The sequence below is a fragment of the Nonomuraea terrae genome (assembly GCF_044465245.1).
GTDB classification, from domain to species: Bacteria; Actinomycetota; Actinomycetes; order Streptosporangiales; family Streptosporangiaceae; genus Nonomuraea; species Nonomuraea terrae.
This window is the reverse complement of the sequence record NZ_JBITLL010000001.1, coordinates 786759-804160: the sequence shown is the minus strand read 5'-3', so window position 1 is coordinate 804160 and position 17402 is coordinate 786759. Positions and strand designations below refer to the sequence as shown.

General features: G+C 67.0%; 14 protein-coding genes and 1 pseudogene. 8 read left to right on the top strand and 7 right to left on the bottom strand.

Annotated features, from left to right (window positions below):
* Positions 1-336: 336 nt before the first annotated feature.
* The 6 genes from ACIBP6_RS03860 to ACIBP6_RS03835 all read left to right on the top strand — a co-directional run bounded on the left by ACIBP6_RS03860 (position 337) and on the right by ACIBP6_RS03835 (position 7629).
* On the top strand, positions 337-717 hold the full coding sequence (locus ACIBP6_RS03860) for a nuclear transport factor 2 family protein (RefSeq protein WP_397048444.1): 381 nt from the start codon (positions 337-339) through the stop codon (positions 715-717).
* Positions 718-729: 12 nt separating this feature from the next.
* The gene (locus ACIBP6_RS03855; RefSeq protein ID WP_397048442.1) at positions 730-1551 is read left to right on the top strand and encodes an isocitrate lyase/phosphoenolpyruvate mutase family protein; all 822 of its coding nucleotides are present in this window, start codon (positions 730-732) and stop codon (positions 1549-1551) included.
* A gap of 125 nt (positions 1552-1676) precedes the next feature.
* Positions 1677-2972, top strand: coding sequence for an MFS transporter (locus tag ACIBP6_RS03850; protein ID WP_397048440.1), 1296 nt, complete (start codon positions 1677-1679; stop codon positions 2970-2972).
* A 443-nt stretch (positions 2973-3415) separates the two neighbouring features.
* On the top strand, positions 3416-4648 hold the full coding sequence (locus ACIBP6_RS03845; protein WP_397048438.1) for an MFS transporter: 1233 nt from the start codon (positions 3416-3418) through the stop codon (positions 4646-4648).
* Between the two features lie 262 nt (positions 4649-4910).
* Positions 4911-6770 (top strand): glycoside hydrolase family 15 protein, encoded by a 1860-nt coding sequence (locus ACIBP6_RS03840; RefSeq protein ID WP_397048436.1) that lies wholly within the window; start codon positions 4911-4913, stop codon positions 6768-6770.
* Positions 6754-7629 (top strand): MIP/aquaporin family protein, encoded by an 876-nt coding sequence (locus tag ACIBP6_RS03835; protein WP_397048434.1) that lies wholly within the window; start codon positions 6754-6756, stop codon positions 7627-7629. The genes ACIBP6_RS03840 and ACIBP6_RS03835 overlap by 17 nt, the downstream gene beginning before the upstream one ends.
* 523 nt (positions 7630-8152) lie before the next feature.
* On the opposite strand, the gene ACIBP6_RS03830 is transcribed toward ACIBP6_RS03835, so the two are convergent.
* Positions 8153-10066 (bottom strand): hypothetical protein, encoded by a 1914-nt coding sequence (locus ACIBP6_RS03830; RefSeq protein ID WP_397048432.1) that lies wholly within the window; start codon positions 10064-10066, stop codon positions 8153-8155.
* A gap of 575 nt (positions 10067-10641) precedes the next feature.
* On the bottom strand, positions 10642-12075 hold the full coding sequence (locus ACIBP6_RS03825) for a sensor histidine kinase (protein ID WP_397048430.1): 1434 nt from the start codon (positions 12073-12075) through the stop codon (positions 10642-10644).
* Between the two features lie 765 nt (positions 12076-12840).
* On the opposite strand from ACIBP6_RS03825, the gene ACIBP6_RS03820 reads away from it, so the two are divergent.
* Positions 12841-13263, top strand: a complete 423-nt coding sequence (locus ACIBP6_RS03820; protein WP_397048428.1) for a DUF5709 domain-containing protein — start codon at positions 12841-12843, stop codon at positions 13261-13263.
* 75 nt (positions 13264-13338) lie between these two features.
* Entirely contained in the window at positions 13339-13944 is a 606-nt protein-coding gene (locus ACIBP6_RS03815) for a molybdopterin-dependent oxidoreductase (protein WP_397048426.1), read from the top strand.
* 396 nt (positions 13945-14340) lie between these two features.
* Here the strand turns inward: ACIBP6_RS03815 and ACIBP6_RS03810 are convergent, their stop codons facing one another.
* The 5 genes and pseudogenes from ACIBP6_RS03810 to ACIBP6_RS03790 form a co-directional block, all read right to left on the bottom strand.
* The gene (locus ACIBP6_RS03810; protein ID WP_223189643.1) at positions 14341-14985 is read right to left on the bottom strand and encodes a TetR/AcrR family transcriptional regulator; all 645 of its coding nucleotides are present in this window, start codon (positions 14983-14985) and stop codon (positions 14341-14343) included.
* A 42-nt stretch (positions 14986-15027) separates the two neighbouring features.
* Entirely contained in the window at positions 15028-15357 is a 330-nt protein-coding gene (locus ACIBP6_RS03805) for a hypothetical protein (protein ID WP_397048423.1), read from the bottom strand.
* A 380-nt stretch (positions 15358-15737) separates the two neighbouring features.
* Positions 15738-16004: pseudogene (locus tag ACIBP6_RS03800) on the bottom strand (transposase); the annotation flags it as partial.
* 68 nt (positions 16005-16072) lie between these two features.
* Positions 16073-16408, bottom strand: coding sequence for a thioredoxin (gene trxA, locus ACIBP6_RS03795; protein WP_132609875.1), 336 nt, complete (start codon positions 16406-16408; stop codon positions 16073-16075).
* Positions 16409-16938: 530 nt separating this feature from the next.
* Positions 16939-17244: a DUF427 domain-containing protein gene (locus ACIBP6_RS03790; RefSeq protein WP_397048421.1), complete on the bottom strand. Its 306-nt coding sequence runs from the start codon at positions 17242-17244 to the stop codon at positions 16939-16941.
* Positions 17245-17402 lie beyond the last annotated feature (158 nt).

Below are 17402 nucleotides of genomic sequence, written 5' to 3'. Positions count from 1 at the left end.
GCTCCGGGCCCGAGGCAGACCCGAGGCATGGGGCGGACCACGAGCACACGCTTGCCATACGGTGCCGCGATAGCCTAATTTGGACGAAATCGTCCTGTTATCTCCTTGTCGACGGATCGCCCGAATTCATCAGGCCAACCATCCGCCGCAACCCGAGGATGGAGCACGCAGGAGCCATCAGCCACGGAACCGACTGCGCCGATGCTCGAGTAAGACGGCGCGACGGACCTGACACCAACGAGGCGGAACAACCGTTCACGCCGGCACCGCGTATGCGGCACGGAAACGGCAGCCCAGCCGCGGTGAACGCCGAACCGCATGAAGAAGGAGCGGGAGATGAACGACACCAAGCAGTCGGCCGAAGACCTGGCGATCCTCGAGCGACTCAACCTTGACTACAACCGTTCGGACCAGGCCGGCGACGCCAGGCGCCTCAGTGAATTCCTCGCTGAGGATTTCATCGTGCAGACACCGGGCGTCACTCGCAACCGTGAGGAGTACCTCGCATACATCGCCAAGCCCCGACCCTTCAAGGATCTGGTTCTGCGCGAAGCCAAGATCCGCATCCTCGGCGATGTCGCGCTGATCCACGGCAGGGCGACATACACCATGATCGCCGATGGAGTGGAGCAGGAAGCTCTGTACACGGACGTGTACCAGAAGCGTGAGGGCGCCTGGGTCTGCGTCTCGGCCTGCGCGATTGCCCCGGGCGCCTGACCCGCCGCCGCCATGTCTGATACTGCAGCCCGGGCGCGCTACGAACACTTCGTCGAACTCCACCGTGGCCCCGACACATTCATCATGCCCAACGCGTGGGACGGCCCGTCGGCCCTGCTCTTCAAGGAGGCCGGGTTCAAGTCCATCGCGACCTCTTCAGCGGCTTTCGCCGCGACACTGGGCCGGCTCGACGGCATCCACGCCGTCGGCCGTGACGAGCACCTGGACCATGCCGCCCTACTCACGACCATGAGTGGCCTGCCGATCAACGGCGACTTCGAGGACGGCTACGGCGAGACTCCGGAAGATGTCCGGGCGACTGTCGACGCTGCCGTTGCCCGCGGTCTCGCCGGCATCGGAGTCGAGGACACCACTGGTGACCCCTCCAACCCGATTCGTGACTTCGATGACGCGGTTCGCCGTATCGAGGCTGCCGCCGCAGCCGCGCACGGACGGATCGTTCTGACCGGTCGTACGGACAACTTGTTGTGGGGGATTTCCGACGTCGATGACACCATCCGCCGCCTCTCCGCTTACGCGGAGGCAGGAGCTGACGTCCTCTACGCACCGAACCTGCCGGACATGGCCTCCATCAGCGCAGTCATCAGGGCTGTCGCCCCCAAGCCGGTCAACCTCCTCGTCGGCCCCCAAGATGCGGCTACCTTCGCGGAACTCCAGACGATCGGTGTCCGCCGGATCAGCCTCGGGGTCGACCCCTACACGCACGCCCTCGCGGCTACACAGGCGGCTGCGGCGAAGCTTGCGAACGGAGACCTGACGGCACTCGCATCACATCTCAACTTCGGCCACATCATCGACCTCATCAAGGGCTGACACGGCCGCGCAGCCGCGCACCGGGCTCATGGAGCTATGACTGCCCGCGTGACTCGCGCACATACACCCTGGGGTGCTTACAGAGCAGATCCCGGCCAAGAGCGTGCAATGAGCGAGGAAATTACATGATCGAAAACGAAGAGGCGACGCTGACACACCGCGCACCGCAGGTGCGCGTGGTCACGGCATCGTCGTGCAGCGCGGCCGTCCCGACCCAGCCGGCAGCCACCCGCGCTGCCGCCGCTGCTGCGGAGCCCGGTAGCAGGCGGGGCTGGGCGTCCGTCGGTGCGGTCGCGCTCGGCGCGTTCGTCATCGTCATGACGGAGACGCTGCCCGTGGGGCTGCTGCCGCAGATCGCCGACGGACTGGATGTCTCGCTCGGCCTCGCGGGGCTGATGGTGCTCGTGCCGGGCTTCAGCGCCGCGGTGTCGGCGCCACTGTTCTTCCTCGGCTCCGGCCGCTTCAACCGGCGCTCGGTCATCGTCGTCCTGGGTCTGACAGTGCTGGTGTCGAACGCGGCCGTCGCGGTGGCGCCGAACTTCGTCCTGGTGCTGATCGCCCGTATGCTCTTCGGCGCCACCCTAGGAGCCTTCTGGACCGTGGTCTCACCGGTCGGACCCAAGCTGGTGGGCTCGGCCGGCGGCACCCGCGCCATCACCATCATCGCGGCCGGTATTTCGGGTGGGACGGTGGTGGGGCTGCCTGCGGGACAGTTCCTCGGCAACCTCGTCGGCTGGCGTGCCACTTTCGCCATTGCGGCGGCGGCGACACTGCTTGTCGTGGTTGTGCAGGCGGTCGTGCTGCCGGGTATTCCGCCGGACGGGCGTACGCACCTGCGTGATCTCGTGGGAGTCGTGAGGCGGCGGGCCGCCCGGTTCGGGATGGCGGCGGGCGCGATGGTGTTCATCGGACAGTTCGCCGCCTGGACCTATGTCACTCCGTTCCTGATGGACCACACGCGTCTGTCCAGCGGCGTGATCTCCCTGCTGTACGTCATCTACGGCTTCGGTGGCATCGTCGGCTCACTCATCGCCGGATCGCTGTTCAAGCGCGGAGTGATCGGCAGCTTCGCCGGGGCGGCGACGGTGGTGGCCGCATTGCTCATCGGGCTGGCGAGCTTGGGCACCATGCCCTGGCCGGCTGGCCTGTTGCTCGTGCTGTGGGGCTTGTTCTGGGGAATCGTGAACCCGGGAACGCTGGTCTGGATACTCGACGCGGCCCCGGAAACCCCGGAGGCCGCGTCGGCGGTGAATGTGACGAACCTTCAGGTAGCCCTGGCGGCAGGGTCCGGCCTCGGCGCGATCCTTGTTTCGTCGACAACCTTGCAGACGGTGTTCCTCACCGCGGGCTTCATCGTTCTCGCCTCCGCCGCGCTCGCCGCGGTGGCGGGGCGGTTCGTCACACTCGTCCGGAGGGGATGAGGAGACCGAAGCGAGGCAAGGGGGGTCGGGCGCTCAGCCCCCTGGGCACACTCGGGAGCCACAGTGATCGGGCTCGCTGGAACGGATCTCGCTGTGCACGACGTCAACATCCGCAGGTGACGTTGCTCTGATCCACGACCGCCGTACCTGCACGATGCTCGCGGATGGAGTGGAGCAGGAAGCTCTGTACACGGACACGTACCGGCGTAGCCGCCTCCTCGTGATCCTCCCCGGCACGCCCGGCTCCGGACGGTGGAACACCTCCCGAGGACTCAGCTGAGGAAGCGCGCAGGCGTGATGTGACGCCAGGACGCGCTCAAGCATGCCTGAGGGATCGCCTCAGTGCGGCCTGGCTCACCGCACGGTGCGCGGCTACGTCGACGTGCGCACCCCGAAACCTCCAGAAGCGCCGGCATGGTCCAGAACGAGAGAAAGACGGCTCGATGCAACACGTGATCCCAGCGACCAGCCTGGGCAGCCGGGACAGAACGCTCCGGCTGGCATTCGTTTCCGCGGTGGTCTCCCTGGTGGCCGTGTTCGCCGCAGTGGGCTCGACGATCCCTCTTTTCAACGTTTACCGAGCCGAGGACGGGTTCACCAACGCCGGCATCTCGCTGACCGTCGTCGCCTACTCCGCCGCCACTCTTGGCACACTGCTAGTGCTGGGACGACTGTCCAATCATGTGGGCCGACGGCCCACCGCGATCGCCAGCCTCGGGTTGCTGGTACTGGGTTGTCTGCTGCTCTTGAACGTGCACGACATCGGCATCTTGATCGCCGGTCGGCTCCTGATGGGGCTCGGCGCCGGGCTGGCCAGCAGCAGCCTCACCGCCTACATCGTTGACGCCGCACCCGCCAGGCCGGCCTGGCTGGCCTCCGTCGCCTCCAGCCAGACAGTCATGCTCGGTCTTGCCGTCGGCGCCATCGCCTCCGGAGCCCTGGTCCAGTTCGGCCCCTGGCCGCGCGAGCTCGTCTACCTGGTTGCCGTCGGTCTGCTCCTGCTGTCTGCCGCTCTCATCGCCATCAGCCCGGATACCGTCACTCCGGCGCGGGGCGGTTGGCGATCACTGCGCCTCAGCGTTCGCGTACCGGTCCGAGTCAGGCATCTGCTCCCCGTCGCCGCCGCGGTGTTCCTGGCCACCTGGGCGACCGGGGCGTTCTACCAGGCCTTCGTGCCCGCACTCGTCGGAGATCAACTTCGCACCACCAGCCCGCTGATCCTCGGACTGGTGTTCGCCGCCTACATGGCCCCCAGCGCCCTCGGCGCCCCCCTCGGCAGCCGGTTCACACCCGCGGCAGCCCAACGCCTCGGCATGATCGGCTTCCTGGCCGGATGGATCGGCATGATCACAGCGATCACCACCGGCGCACTGCCGTTGTTCATCGCCGCAACCATCGTTGCCGGGGCCGCTCAAGGCATCGCCATCAGCGCCGCCACCCGTGGCCTGCTCAGCGGCAGCAGGCTGATCGACCGTGCCCCGATCTTCGCCGTGGTCTATCTCCTCAGCTACAGCGGCGCGACCATTCCCAGCCTCATCTCCGCTCAACTCTCCAACGTCTTCTCAGTGCCGCACATCGCGCTCGGGTACGGCGCACTTGCCCTCATCGCCACCCTGTTCACCGTCATCGCCGCACGCGACCCGCACACGGCCACGACCAGCCCGCCAGATGAGTAAGCATGACAAACCTCACCGTCACTCAGACGTCACTCGACGCCGAGCAGCGCGCCGCCCGCACTCGTCCACGTTCGTCCATCGTCGCGCGGATCGCACGGGGCATGGCGAGTTTGCAGCGGAGTCAGCCGGCTGATGCGCCGGTTATGTGTCGCTTGAGGAACGTGTGCTCTTCGCGTCGGGCAGCCGGAGCACCCATTCGCCTTTGCCCTGATTTTCTGGGCCCTTGCGCAACATCGTCGTCTTCGCCGGGTAGGCAGCGCTGATGAGCACCACGCCCATCGCCGACCTCGCGTTGGTGTCCGATCGCCATTCCGCCGGCCTGATCAGCCGGGACGGATCGGTCGAGTGGCTCTGCTTTCCCCGGTTCGACGGGCCCTCCGTCTTCGCCCGACTGCTGGACGACGAGGCCGGGCACTGGGCGATCCGCCCGGCCGTCCCGTACGAGACGACGCGCCGCTATCTACCGCAGACGATGGTGCTGGAGACCACCTTCCGCACCAGGAGCGGCACGGTGGTCCTCACCGACGCCCTGCTCACCGGCCCGGACGACGGCGGCCACCGGCTCGGCGCCGGGGTACCGCACCTACTCGCCCGACGGGTGTCCGGTGTCGGCGGAGAGGTGCCGATGGAGATCGAGTACCGGCCACGGCCGGAATACGGCCTGATCCACCCGATCCTGTCCGTCGTCGACGGCGGCGTGACCGCCCGCGGGGGCGCCGAGTGGCTCGTGCTGACCACGCCGGTCCCCCTCGCCATCGGCGACTGCGGACACGGCGTGTTCACGGTGCGAGAGGGCGAGACACGGCACTTCGGGATGCACCGCTCGACGCTGCAGGAGACCCCCGCACGGGTGTGGGGCCAGGCGGAACTGGCGGCCCGGCTGGACGACACGATCATCGCCTGGCAGTCGTGGTCCAGCCTCCACCAGGCCTACGACGGGCCGTGGCGCGACCTGGTGCACCACAGCGGGCGGGTGCTGCAGGCGCTGACCTTCCAGCCCAGCGGCGCGATCGTCGCGGCCGCCACGACATCGCTGCCCGAATGGGCCGGCGGTGAGCGCAACTGGGACTACCGGTACACGTGGGTACGGGACGCGTCACTGACCATGTACGCCCTGTGGGTCGCGGCCTGCCCTGACGAGGCGAGCGACTTCTTCGCCTTCCTCACCACCGCGGCCCCGTCCCTGGGCAAGGACCGCGCGCTGCAAATCATGTTCAGCGTCTGCGGCGAGCACGACCTGAGCGAGCGCATCCTGCCGCACCTGCGCGGCTGGCGCGGCAGCCGACCGGTACGCGTCGGAAACGACGCGTGGGGCCAGCAGCAGATCGACGTGTACGGCGAACTGCTCGATGCGGCCATGCGCCTCGAACACCAGATCAGCGACATCGACGACGACGTCCGCCGCTTCCTCCTCGTCTGCGCCGACACCGCGGCCGAGCGCTGGATGGAAAAGGACCGGGGCATCTGGGAGATACGCGGAGAGCCGCAGCACTTCCTGTACTCCAAGCTCATGTGCTGGGTGGCGCTGGACCGCGGCATCGCCCTCGCCGGCCTTCTGAGGGGGCAGGAGCGTGTCGAGTCCTGGCGGCAGACCCGCGCCGAGATCCGCGAAACGCTGCTGTGCGAGGGCTGGAACGACCGAGTGGGGGCGTTCACGCAGGCCTTCGGTTCCGACGAGCTGGACGCCAGCGCGCTCATGGTGCCGATCACCGGTTTCCTTCCCGCCGACGACCCGCGAGTGCTTTCCACGATCGACGCCGTCGCGGACCGGCTCGCCGACGGCCAGGGCCTGATCTACCGCTACCGCACCGCGGGCGGCATCGACGGCCTCGCCGGCGAGGAGGGCGCCTTCCTGCTGTGCTCGTTCTGGCTGGCGCAGGCGCTCGCCATGTCCGGGCAGGTCGGCCGGGCCAGGGAGGCATTCGAACGAGCCGCCGCGCGCGCCAACGACGTGGGCCTGCTGTCGGAGGAGGTCGACTCCGGGAGCGGCGAGCTGCTCGGCAACTTCCCGCAGGCGTTCAGCCACATCGGGCTCATCAACGCCGCCTGGGCCATCGACGAAGCCGAACGGACCGCGCGGGCCGGCGCGGGTCGCGGGAACGGCAATGATCGGATGGCGTGAGGTCACCGCCGAGTTTGCCGGGACGGCGCTCCTGCTCATGCTCGTCGTCAGCGCGATCGTCGCAGGCTTCGCACCCGGCTCGCCGCTCGTCGATACGGTGCCGAACGAGGACCTGCGGCGGCTCGTGACGGGCGTCCTGTCCGCTACCGCGGCGGCGGCGATCGTCTACTCGCCGCTTGGCCGGATCAGCGGCGGCCACCTGAACCCCGCGGTCACGGCCGCGTTCTGGTTGCTGGACAAGATGACGTCCGGTTCGGCGCTGAAGTACGCCGCGGCACAGGTGGCGGGCGCGATCACCGGCGCGCTGGCGGCGCTTCTGGTGTGGGGCGGCGCGGCGGTCAGCGTGCGGGTCGGCGCGACCGTACCCAAGCTCGGCGGCGCGGCCACCGCGCTGGTCGTCGAGGCCGTGATGACGTTCCTGCTCCTCACGCTGATCCTCACCTTCGTCGACCGGCCGAGCCTCATGCCGTACACCGCGGCCGCCGCGTCATCGCTCGTGGCCGTACTGGTGTTCACCGAGGCGCCGGTGTCCGGCACCAGTCTGAACCCCGCCCGCAGCATCGGCCCCGCGCTGGTCGGCGCCACCTGGACGGGACTGTGGGTATACCTCGTGGCACCGACACTCGGCGCGCTCACCGCGGCGCTGCTGCACCGGCGCCTGTGGGGGACCGTGGCCTGCGCGAAGCTCATGCACGACCCCACCTACCCATGCCGCTTCCTGAACTGCGCCTACACCTCACCCGACGAGCGCATCCGGCGGCCCGTCCGCACCCGCTCCGCAGCTCTGTCGCCCCTCCTCGGCATCGGCCGGTGGCGACCGCGCGCCCGTCACCACCGCTCACGGAGGCACCGAAGATGAAGCCGATCGCCGTCTATCCCGGAAAGGTGAACAACACCCACGTCAGGGACGCCACCTGCCTGCAGACCAAGGCGGCACACGGCCAGGACGCCGCACATCGGGCGGCCCAGCGCTGTTCAAGATGATCGGAGGTTCCGACCGGCTGGGAACCGATTCCGAATGGTCACGATCACCTTCGTATCGGCGGGGAGGTGCCCGGTCGTGCCCACGTCGCCACTTCGGGGTCAAGGGTTGCGATCAGCAAAGCCAGCGCGGCTGTTCGCCGGCGGCGAGCGTAACCGGCTGAACCTCGCGCTCATCCTCAAGCAGGCGGCAATGTGCTGTTGCCAACGAGCCGGCCACCGCCCGCACCGAGTCATCCACCGTAAGCCGACCCGCTGCAACAGCCCGTGAAATCCGATAGCCGACCAGCACGGTGGTCGAGGGCCGATCCCTTGAGGACGAAGGCAGGCCCCCGCTTTCAGCACGGGGGGGCCGGCGGTTCGCCGGCTCATCCGCCGGGCACGCGAGCGGGCGCGGACCTTCAGGCTCCACCCTGTCCCTTGACGCCACGGCGCTGTACGGCTTCCGCCTGCGCGCCGCGGTGGGCGGACGAGTGCAGCCGGGTGAGGACGTCCTTGGCGGACGTGGCGTTCCGGGGCGTGGTGTCAGCGAGGGACGGGATCGGGACGCGGCCGGCGCTGCGCCCGGCCCACTCCCCCAGGGCGACGGCCATCAGCGAGGCGCCGGCGTTCACGAGTTGCCCCCGGTGAAGCGACGTCGCTTCGGGGCCCGCGATCACCAGCAGGCCGCCGACGACGGCCGCGGCGGCGCCGAGCCGTACGCCGTTGCGGCTGACGCGAACGGCTCTGGGCAGGCAGCTCAGGAGCAGATGGGCGCCGGTGAGGTCGCCGGCCACGTGGGCGTCCCAGGGCACGGTCCCTGACTGGTCCATCACGCCGACGCCGATGTCGGCATGAACCAGGCCCTGACAGGACCCTCGTGACACCACGACGACGCAGTGCCCCTCGGACTGCAGCTCGACAACCGCGTCACCGAGCTCGGGACCGCCGGGAACCAGCCGCTCGATGGCGAGCCGCTGGGCGAGCGCTTCGTCGTCTCCCGCGAGCATCACGGTCGTCGCCGCCTTGGCCATGTCGACGACGGCCTCCGCCATGGGGTCGATCTCGCGGGCCAGTCCGGCGACCGCGACCAGGCGGCCTTCCCTGGTCACTCCGATCGGCAGCAACCCTCGCGCTCGCCACTCGGGAGCCTCCGCCGGGAGGTGCTTGTCCAGATCGACGACCGGTTCGACAACCGCGTCCTCGCCGGTCCGAGTCCCGGACGGGTCGGCGAAGTCGATCAGCGAACAGCACCGGGCGTAGAGCTCGCCGGTGTCCAGGCCGGCGCTGAGAGGCACCAGCCGGTCGATCGTCCACGAACCGGTGGTGATGGCGTCGGCATCGAGGATCACCGTGTCGACGCGGTCCATGTGGCGCAGCGTTTCGGTTTCCAGGACGATGGAGCCGCGCCGCCCCAGCGCGCGGCTGACCGCGCACGCGAAGGCGTCGCGGCTGACGGCGGCGACCGTTGGCGTGGCCGAGATCAGGATGGCCAGAGCCCGCTGCTTGCTGCGCGTGGCGACCCGGGTGACGGCGTACCCGCCTGCCGCCGCCGGGCTCGCCACGTCCGCGTAACGCTCGATCGGGCCGTGGGGCCGGTGGCACGGCCGTGGCGGCGCCACCGTCTTGATGTGCCGGTAGGCGCCTGCCTGATGAGCGAGCCGCTCCTCCAGCAGCTCCCAGGCCTGCCGGCCGGCTCGCGCCTCGACGTAGTGGCCGGCGGACACGAGCGCGTTCACGACCAGCCCGACCGGACGCAGCGTCAGCGTCTGCGTGATCATGGTCGCCGAGGTGAACAGGGCGTTCGTGGCGCGGCGGCCGAGGAGCCGGTCCAGTTCCTCGCGCAGGATCGGCGTGGAGTCCGCCAGGTGCAGCAGCGCGGGGACGGCAGGGGTGAGACGCGGCAGCCTGGCTGCCCTGCCCGCGAACGCCAGTCCGATCCCCGTCACGCCGGCGGCCAGCCGTATCGTCGCGCGTACGTGCTCCTCGGCCAGCCGGATCGGCGTGTGGCGCGCCCGCTCCTCCTGTTCGTCGAGTTCGGCGACGATCGCCATCAGTTTGTCCTGGTCGACCTCATCTGGATCGCAGCCCACGAAAACGCAGCCGAGACGCCCGTTGACCTCCGCTCGATCGACTCCGGGTTGTTCGAGCAGCATTTCCTCGAGTCGCCCGGCCGCGGTCTCCGTACCGGGTCCGCCGATGCCGTGCAGGTCGATATGGAGCCCTCCAGGGCAGGTGGCCAGCCGCCGCGGGCAGGGGACCGCACCCCGCAGAGGGTCGGGCAACACCCCACGGAGCAGCGTCGCTGACGTCATGAGAACGCGGGTCAGCAACACGCTGTCATCCTCCTCGCGGACGAGGGGGGCGTCCTGATGTGCGTGATGGTGCCGCCGGCGTGTGAGGCACCTCTGGTGTGCGGCCTTGCCGCCGTCCCTCATAGCTCTTCCTCGATCAGGTACGCCGGAAACTCCAACGGCCCACAAAGAGGACAAGCGGGTCAATGCTTATGGGCGGCCACCGGTCGGCGTCGGTCGGTTTGCCAGGCTGGTCACGGTGACCAGCATGCCCACCGCGTACCTGATGCTGACCATCCCGATGTCGACCAGGCGCGAGCACGCTGCCGGTGGCCGGTCGTCACCCAAGCGTCGACCCATGGCACCGCCGGACCGCACCGGGATGTCGGGGGTACGCGACCTGCAGACGGTGCCCCCGCCCACGACAGCGAGCACGGCGGCTCCCGAGAAGGATCACAGACCTCACGATCCGTCTGAAGATTCGAGACGAGGCATCCCTCAACGCCGAGAAAACCACCATCAGGTGAAGCGGGCGAGGACGGGGCGAGCAACTGGCACACCCCGTCCCCGCCTTCGCCGGCATCGATCTCCTCCACGTGCGGACATGGCCGTGAGCACTACTCGTGCTCGGCGGTGACCGGATGGAGGGGAGCGGCGACGCGCTCGGAGCTTCCCTCCAGCAGTGGCAGCCGGAGAACGAACCGGGCGCCGCGAGGAGAGTCCTCGACGCGCAGAGTTCCCTGGTGGGCGTGGGCGATGTCGCGGGAGATCGCGAGCCCGAGGCCGCTGCCGCCGGCCTCACGACGACGTCCGTCCTCCAGACGTACGAACCGCTCGAAAACTCGCTCACGGTCGGAGGGTTCGATGCCGGCCCCGTCATCGGCCACCACCAGGACCGCTTGGCCATGGGTCCAGGTGACGCACACGGCGACGTGGGTCTCGGCGTGCCGCCGCGCGTTGGCCACCAGGTTGCTCACCAGCCGGATCAGTTGGATCCGTGAGCCACTCACCCATACGTCACCGACCACCCGAACCTGCACCGGCACATCGTGCGAAGGCATGCCCGCCTCCTGCTCGACCAGCGCACCGAGGTCGATCGGCTCGTACGGCGTCGGCTCACCGTCATGCAGCCGGGCCTGCAGCAACAGGTCCTCCACGATCGCCTCGAGCCGGTCGCCGGTCGACAAGGCCCCGCGAATCGCGTCACGAGGATTGACACGATCGGGGTAACGGAGCGCCTCCTCCAGTTGCAAGCGCAGGCCGGCGATCGGATTCCGGAGCTCGTGGGCGGTGGTGGAAGCGAGTTGGTACTGCTCCTCCACCTGGTGCAGAGCCCGGCTCGTCATCCGCCACGTCAGCCGCCCTCCCACTACGGTCATCATGAGTGCGGCCACCGCGATGACGTATTCGAGATCATGCGTCATCAGGTAGGAGGGCTCAGCCGCTCCCGCGTAAACGACGGAGGCGCCGGCAGACGGTGAGATCCTGTCGGCCATCAGCAGGACACACCTCTTCCTCGAACACTCGGTCCGCCGCTGCAGCGGATGGGTGGGCGTCGGCCTCAACCCGCTCAGCGGCGGCCGACCCGCCGCCTGAGGGCTGGAGCCGACGACTTTGCCCCGGGCATCCACCAGTTGGATGAGATCGATGCCGGCGGAAGGAGGGATGGGGTGCGGCAGCTCACCAGCCCGCGCCTGGGCACTCCACCGGTCGGCGACCTGCTCGGCGTTGAGGAACACCTCGTCCCGAACCTTGTACCGGATCGCCAGCTCCAGGCTCATGCCGACCACGGCCGCGACCACGAGCACGAGCAGCGTCACCGCCGCTGTGTAGCGCACCCGCATGGAGCGCAGCGGCAAGGTACTCGGCACCGCTCTTCCGGCGCGGCCGATCAGCCTGTCGGAGCGACCAGGGCCCTGCGGCCCGGGGCCGGTCTCGGCCTGCCGGCACATCCACGGCTTCGTCTTCCCAGTTGATCGCTGGCCCATACCGGCGTCGATGGACTCAGGAACAGCCATCTGCGAACTCCTTGTCGGGTGGCCGCCACGCACAACATTCCGAGGAACCGCCTGTCGGCCGCGTCAGCCTGGATATGGGCTGGAGGTCCGCCGGGGACATCTGTCAGAGCTGCGTGGTCCTGACCACAGAGGCGCCCTCTCACCTGGTCGAGGCATCGCACCAGGTTACATTTTGGACGATTGCGTCCAGTTTGCGCGATTTACCCAAACATGTCAAATGGAGTCAAGGTCGAGGCTGTGACGCGCCAGAGCTGCGCTGATGCGACGAAGGCCTCGGCAAGGCAGCTGGAGAGAACCACCCGTTGCTCGACCGCCTGCCCGACAGGCTGAACGGGGGCGTCGTAACGCGGCCGGCGAGAAGACAGGGTCGATCCCATCGCGCCTAAGACATCTCGATTCACTCGACCCCGGATCGCCCGACAGATCAGGACGAGCAGAATCGGAGCGGCGGGCGAGCTCGTCGGTCGACTGGGCATCGGTAGCCACCCTGGCCGTCGTCAGGTCGGCGACCAGCGCATCACGCCACTTCTCGAGCTCCTGCATCGAGCGCAGCTGCTCAAGCATCTGCTTCCGTGCACCCGGATGTATGCAGCCGTACGCGGCCTCCTTGGCCGGTGGTCCGATCCGCCCTCAAACTGGTCCAAATCGTCCCTTTTTACTCCAGAAGCGGTACAATCCCTGAAGCAAGTTCGCCCCTGCCGCGTTGAGGCATACGTAGCTGACACGCCGTGATGCTCGAGGGCAGCCGCCAAGGACACGTTGCCTGGCCAACCACGCAACATATGCAAAGGAGACCTCATGGACGACTACGTCCCAGGACTGCTGCCACCAGATGAGAGTCTCGATGACGAGGAACTCGGCGAGGACGGCGACGGCCCGGGTTACCTGCCGGTGGATCGCCCGATCGGAAGCCTGGCCTGGGGGTTGACCGCTGACGAAGCTCGCACCCACGAGCCCTTCAGTCAGAGGCTTGCCCACGAGGTTCCCGACATCGCGGCTGATGAGGTCGGTGACGGGATCGGTGACGCATCCGATACTGATGGTGAACTCATCGACGACCAAGTCGGCAACTGGAGGGCGGGTCGGCTCGTCTGGGCCATCCAAGATGCCGGCGACCCGTCGTCGGATCTTCGAGCCGAGGACGTCGGCATCGATCGGGCGGGTGCTTCCGCGGAGGAGGCGGCGATTCATATCGTCTCCGACGACCCGTTCGAGGTGTAGGAGCTCAGCGCAGGGTCGACCGGATCCGCCAGAACGACACATGAGCTGTGGACCATCGCTCGCGAATGGGAGAACATGACGTCCGGCACCACCCGAGGATTCGTCGGGAAACGGCGGGATCGCGGCCAGGATCTTCCACCGGGACAACACCTCACAGAAGCATTCCCGGTGCTCTCGACTGGACCCACGCCCCGAGTGAACAAGAATGATTGGGAGCTCTTCATTCGCACGGGTCCCGACACCTCGATGCGATGGACATGGCACGACTTCATGGCACTGCCCATCAGCGCTATCGTCGCCGACATTCACTGCGTCACAAGCTGGTCAAAACTAGAAACTCGATGGCGCGGAGTCTCGCTTGACGTACTCCTGAAGGATGTACAAACAAGTGATCACTACGTGATGGCGCACTCCTACGGCGGTTACAGTACGAACCTCGCGCTGGACGATCTTCGCGGCGACAAGGCATGGATCGTCTTCGAACACGATGGCGCTGATCTCACTCCTGAACATGGCGGACCGGCGCGACTTCTCGTACCGCATCTCTACTTCTGGAAGAGCGCGAAGTGGATTCATGGATTCGTTACGCAGGAGCGCAATATGCCCGGACTTTGGGAGCGTAACGGCTACCACCTGCACGCTGACCCATGGCGAGAGGAGCGGTACTCCCGTTGGTCGTAGAATCACCGCCGCCATCAGAGCTGGCACTGTTACACACCCTCCAGCGTTACGGCGGTAGCAGATGAACGGACACCCGACGAGAGGATCAAGCACATGGACGAAGGCTGGGATCAGGAGCTCGACACGCTGGTGAGGACGATCCCGGAGGGCTGGTCACGTGCGGAGATAACTGGACAAGCTTGGGGCGTTACGCGTACTACGCACGCAGGAGGCAAGGTGATCTCGCTTAATGCGGAGCGACTCAGTGACACCGAGCAACTCGGGGCAAACGTGTGGATCACCTCTGAGGGGCCGGTCCTCAGGCCGTGTGAGGTGCCAGCAGAAAAGGTCATGCGGTTCCTTCGTGCTGCGGCGAAGGTGTACACCGATTAGGCGACTGGGTCCCCCGAGTGGCCGCTACGATGCCGCGTCCCGCTTGCCGCTCAGCATGTGCAGGTGCGCTATGGCCATGTCGATGGCGGAAGCCATTCGTGTGACGTCGCGGGATGCTTGCGCTATCAGGTAGCCACCCTGTACGGCTGCCAAGAGACCTGTGGCGAGTTGTGCAACGTCGGCTTCCTGCGGAAGGATGCCCGCCTTCTGAAACCGCCGGAGGAGATCTTCAAAGAGTTCCTGCCACGCCGCAAACAGGTCGTCGAGCTTCTTGCGCGCGATCTCGTCCTGATCAGAAACCTCGTTGGCCAGCGAACCCAATGGGCACCCGTACCTGCCCTCGTGCAGGGCGTTGTTCTCGACGAGGGCATCCCGCCAACGCCGCAGGCCTGTGAACGTCATCACCTTGTTCAGGCGTTCCCGTTCAACGGCGATCGTGCGCTCCCCCACAAACTCGATGACCGCCCGCACCAGCGCTTGCTTGTCTTCGAAGTGTCGGTACAGCTGGGATTTGCTGACGTTGCTCGCAACGACGACGTCGTCGAGGGTCGTGCCCCCGACACCTCGTACGCGCATCAGGTCGGCTGCCGTAGCGATGATTCGAGACCTCGTCTTCGCACCACGCGCCGTCAACCGCGCGACCGCAGTCTCGCTCGACCCCTCCTCCACAGTGTCATGCTACTGAAAGTTCTGGTGTACGAATCAGTCCAGTCATCGGTACCGGCCGTTGTAGCGGACTCCGCTCCGGATATCAGTGAAGCTGACACCGACCGGCACTCCGGCCTCGACGATCCACTGGACCATGTACGTCGCCCGGTACGTCGGCGGCCAGAATGATGCGAAGGTCCCGTCACCTACGACAGACCACTCGCCAGCTGATGACAGACCCCTGTCGACGTAGGTCGTTCGCCCCTCCGCCGTGAACGTTTGGGTTGCACCGTCGGAGAACACGAACTGTGACGAGGTCAGGGCGGCGATCATGTCCACCGCATCGACCGGCTGGCCATCCGCAACGTTCCCATGGGAGGGAATGCAGTCCATCGAACTCTCCTGACATCGGGCACGACATGGGCTGAAGGGGCAACACGGGGCCACCCGGTTACGCGATTATCTTTGGACGATATCGTCCATTATATGCTTCGAGGAGGCGCCGGCCCGGACACCAGCGCATATGACGAGACTCCTCCTTGCTGGCGTCAAGATCTCGAACCATACGATGCTTGCCGAAGAAACCACGGCAGCCCACTTCGGACTCAATAGTCCGATTTGTAACACGGGCGCAAGCGTGGAAAGGTGTGGATGGCGGGAGCGCCCAGCCCAATGACCTCCGAGTCCGCAGGGTTGAGCGAACACGCCTCTATGAGGCCGTGCTCGCGGGCGAGGTGGTCGGAAATCGGCTTACGAGAGTGCAGGCGGAAGTCGGCCATGCCCTCCAGCACCTTGTCGGTGGATGATGGAGATGGTCTGCTTGGACACCTCGGCCCCATAGACCTCGGCCAGGGGCGCAGAGACCTCCCCGGTGGTCAAACCTTTGGCGGCCAGCGAGATGACCATCTGCCGCCTGCGCACGGTCTTCGGCTCGAAGCTGCCATCTCGATCCCGCGGAACGATGATCTCGACCGGGCCGACGTCGGTAGCACGGTCTTGGACCGACTGCCGTTACGGGTGTTGCCGGTCTCGCTGCCGGCCGGCCCAGCAGCACGGTCTATGTGCATCGCTGTGGAGGAGTGCACACCCTGTGACGCTCATGGTCCCTCTAGGAGCCGCTGATGTAGTCGGCGAGCCGACGCTCGAGCTCGGCCTTCGGGTGAGCGCCGAGGATCGTCTTCGCCAGGCTGCCGTTGTGGAACACCGCGATAGTGGGGATGGCCATGACGTTGTAGCGTGCGGCGGTCTTCGGGTTCTCGTCGACGTTGAGCTTGGCGACGGTGAGTTTGCCCGCGTGCTCGGCGGCGATCTCATCCAGGATCGGCGAGATTATCCGGCACGGGCCGCACCACGCAGCCCAGAAGTCGACGACGACAGGGAGATCTGCCGCCAACACCACCTTCTCGAACGAATCGTCGGTCACCGTGATCACCTGCGTTTCCATCAGGGTCTCTCCTCCGTTTCGGCCTTGGACATCTGCGGTGCGCAGAACCTCTACCTCGCTCGAATCTCACCGAGACGACACCTGCCGTTCGAGCGTGGCAGCGGGATCCGCGTCGCCCGCCTAGTTGGTGGCTGCGAGCTTGGACGGTCTTTCGTCCTGCGCCGCTTTCGTTGGCCGGGCTATGTCGCCGACAAACCACGCACGCCAGGGTCACGCCTTGTCGCTGGTCAACGCGAATGCCCGTCTCAGCCGTGTGCGGGATGAACGTCAGCGACTCCTCGAGGTAGAGCTGGATCTGCTCGGCGTCTGCTGCCCCAGTGCGAGTCGATACCGGCACTGTTGCTGTGACGCCGACTGATTGCTCGTCCGTCGTCGCGGTTGGTGGCAAGCAGAGCAACTGATGCATAACCCGAAGCAGAGGTCGGGACGGGTGGCTTGGATGTGGAAGAGCAGATCACCAGGAGGATCGCCTGGGCGAGGTTTTGGAGGTTCGCCTGTCGCATGTGCTGTTCGGTCATCGGCGTGGTCGGTCAGACCTCGATCCGAACCTGGCGCCCATCGAAAGCGACATAGCCACTGAAGTCGCGGCCAACACGAGCCGCCGCCGACTCGTTGACGTCCGGATAGGACCAAGCCCCGTCATTGAGCACCGTCTCGCCAACCAGGACGTCGTGATACTGCGCCCTTCCCTTCCAGGGACAGGTGTAGGGCGTTGCGCTGTCGCGGAGCACACCGGCCACAACTGAGTTCGGCGGGAAGTAGACATTCCCCTCCATCATGACTACCGCCTCGTTCGCGGCCTCGGCCACGACGGTCTCCCCTGCCACTGCCTTCATTCCGTTTCCCCTCATCGATCCATTCGCCCGCGTGACCGGCCGAGTGGACATCGGAAAGCACCCACCCCAGACCCCTCGATGGGCCTCTCCAAGTCGAGACCATCGCCGGAGGCGACAGGCCGTAGCCGAGCGCTCGAGTCACTGCAGTCAGAGTCAGC

What these genes read in the sequence shown, in the direction of transcription:
- ACIBP6_RS03860 (WP_397048444.1), top strand. Translation starts at nt 337, where the DNA reads ATGAACGACACCAAGCAGTCGGCCGAAGACCTGGCGATCCTCGAGCGA.
- ACIBP6_RS03855 (WP_397048442.1), top strand. Translation starts at nt 730, where the DNA reads ATGTCTGATACTGCAGCCCGGGCGCGCTACGAACACTTCGTCGAACTC.
- ACIBP6_RS03850 (WP_397048440.1), top strand. Translation starts at nt 1,677, where the DNA reads ATGATCGAAAACGAAGAGGCGACGCTGACACACCGCGCACCGCAGGTG.
- ACIBP6_RS03845 (WP_397048438.1), top strand. Translation starts at nt 3,416, where the DNA reads ATGCAACACGTGATCCCAGCGACCAGCCTGGGCAGCCGGGACAGAACG.
- ACIBP6_RS03840 (WP_397048436.1), top strand. Translation starts at nt 4,911, where the DNA reads ATGAGCACCACGCCCATCGCCGACCTCGCGTTGGTGTCCGATCGCCAT.
- ACIBP6_RS03835 (WP_397048434.1), top strand. Translation starts at nt 6,754, where the DNA reads ATGATCGGATGGCGTGAGGTCACCGCCGAGTTTGCCGGGACGGCGCTC.
- ACIBP6_RS03820 (WP_397048428.1), top strand. Translation starts at nt 12,841, where the DNA reads ATGGACGACTACGTCCCAGGACTGCTGCCACCAGATGAGAGTCTCGAT.
- ACIBP6_RS03815 (WP_397048426.1), top strand. Translation starts at nt 13,339, where the DNA reads ATGACGTCCGGCACCACCCGAGGATTCGTCGGGAAACGGCGGGATCGC.
- ACIBP6_RS03805 (WP_397048423.1), bottom strand. Translation starts at nt 15,357, where the DNA reads ATGGACTGCATTCCCTCCCATGGGAACGTTGCGGATGGCCAGCCGGTC.
- trxA (WP_132609875.1), bottom strand. Translation starts at nt 16,408, where the DNA reads ATGGAAACGCAGGTGATCACGGTGACCGACGATTCGTTCGAGAAGGTG.
- ACIBP6_RS03790 (WP_397048421.1), bottom strand. Translation starts at nt 17,244, where the DNA reads ATGAAGGCAGTGGCAGGGGAGACCGTCGTGGCCGAGGCCGCGAACGAG.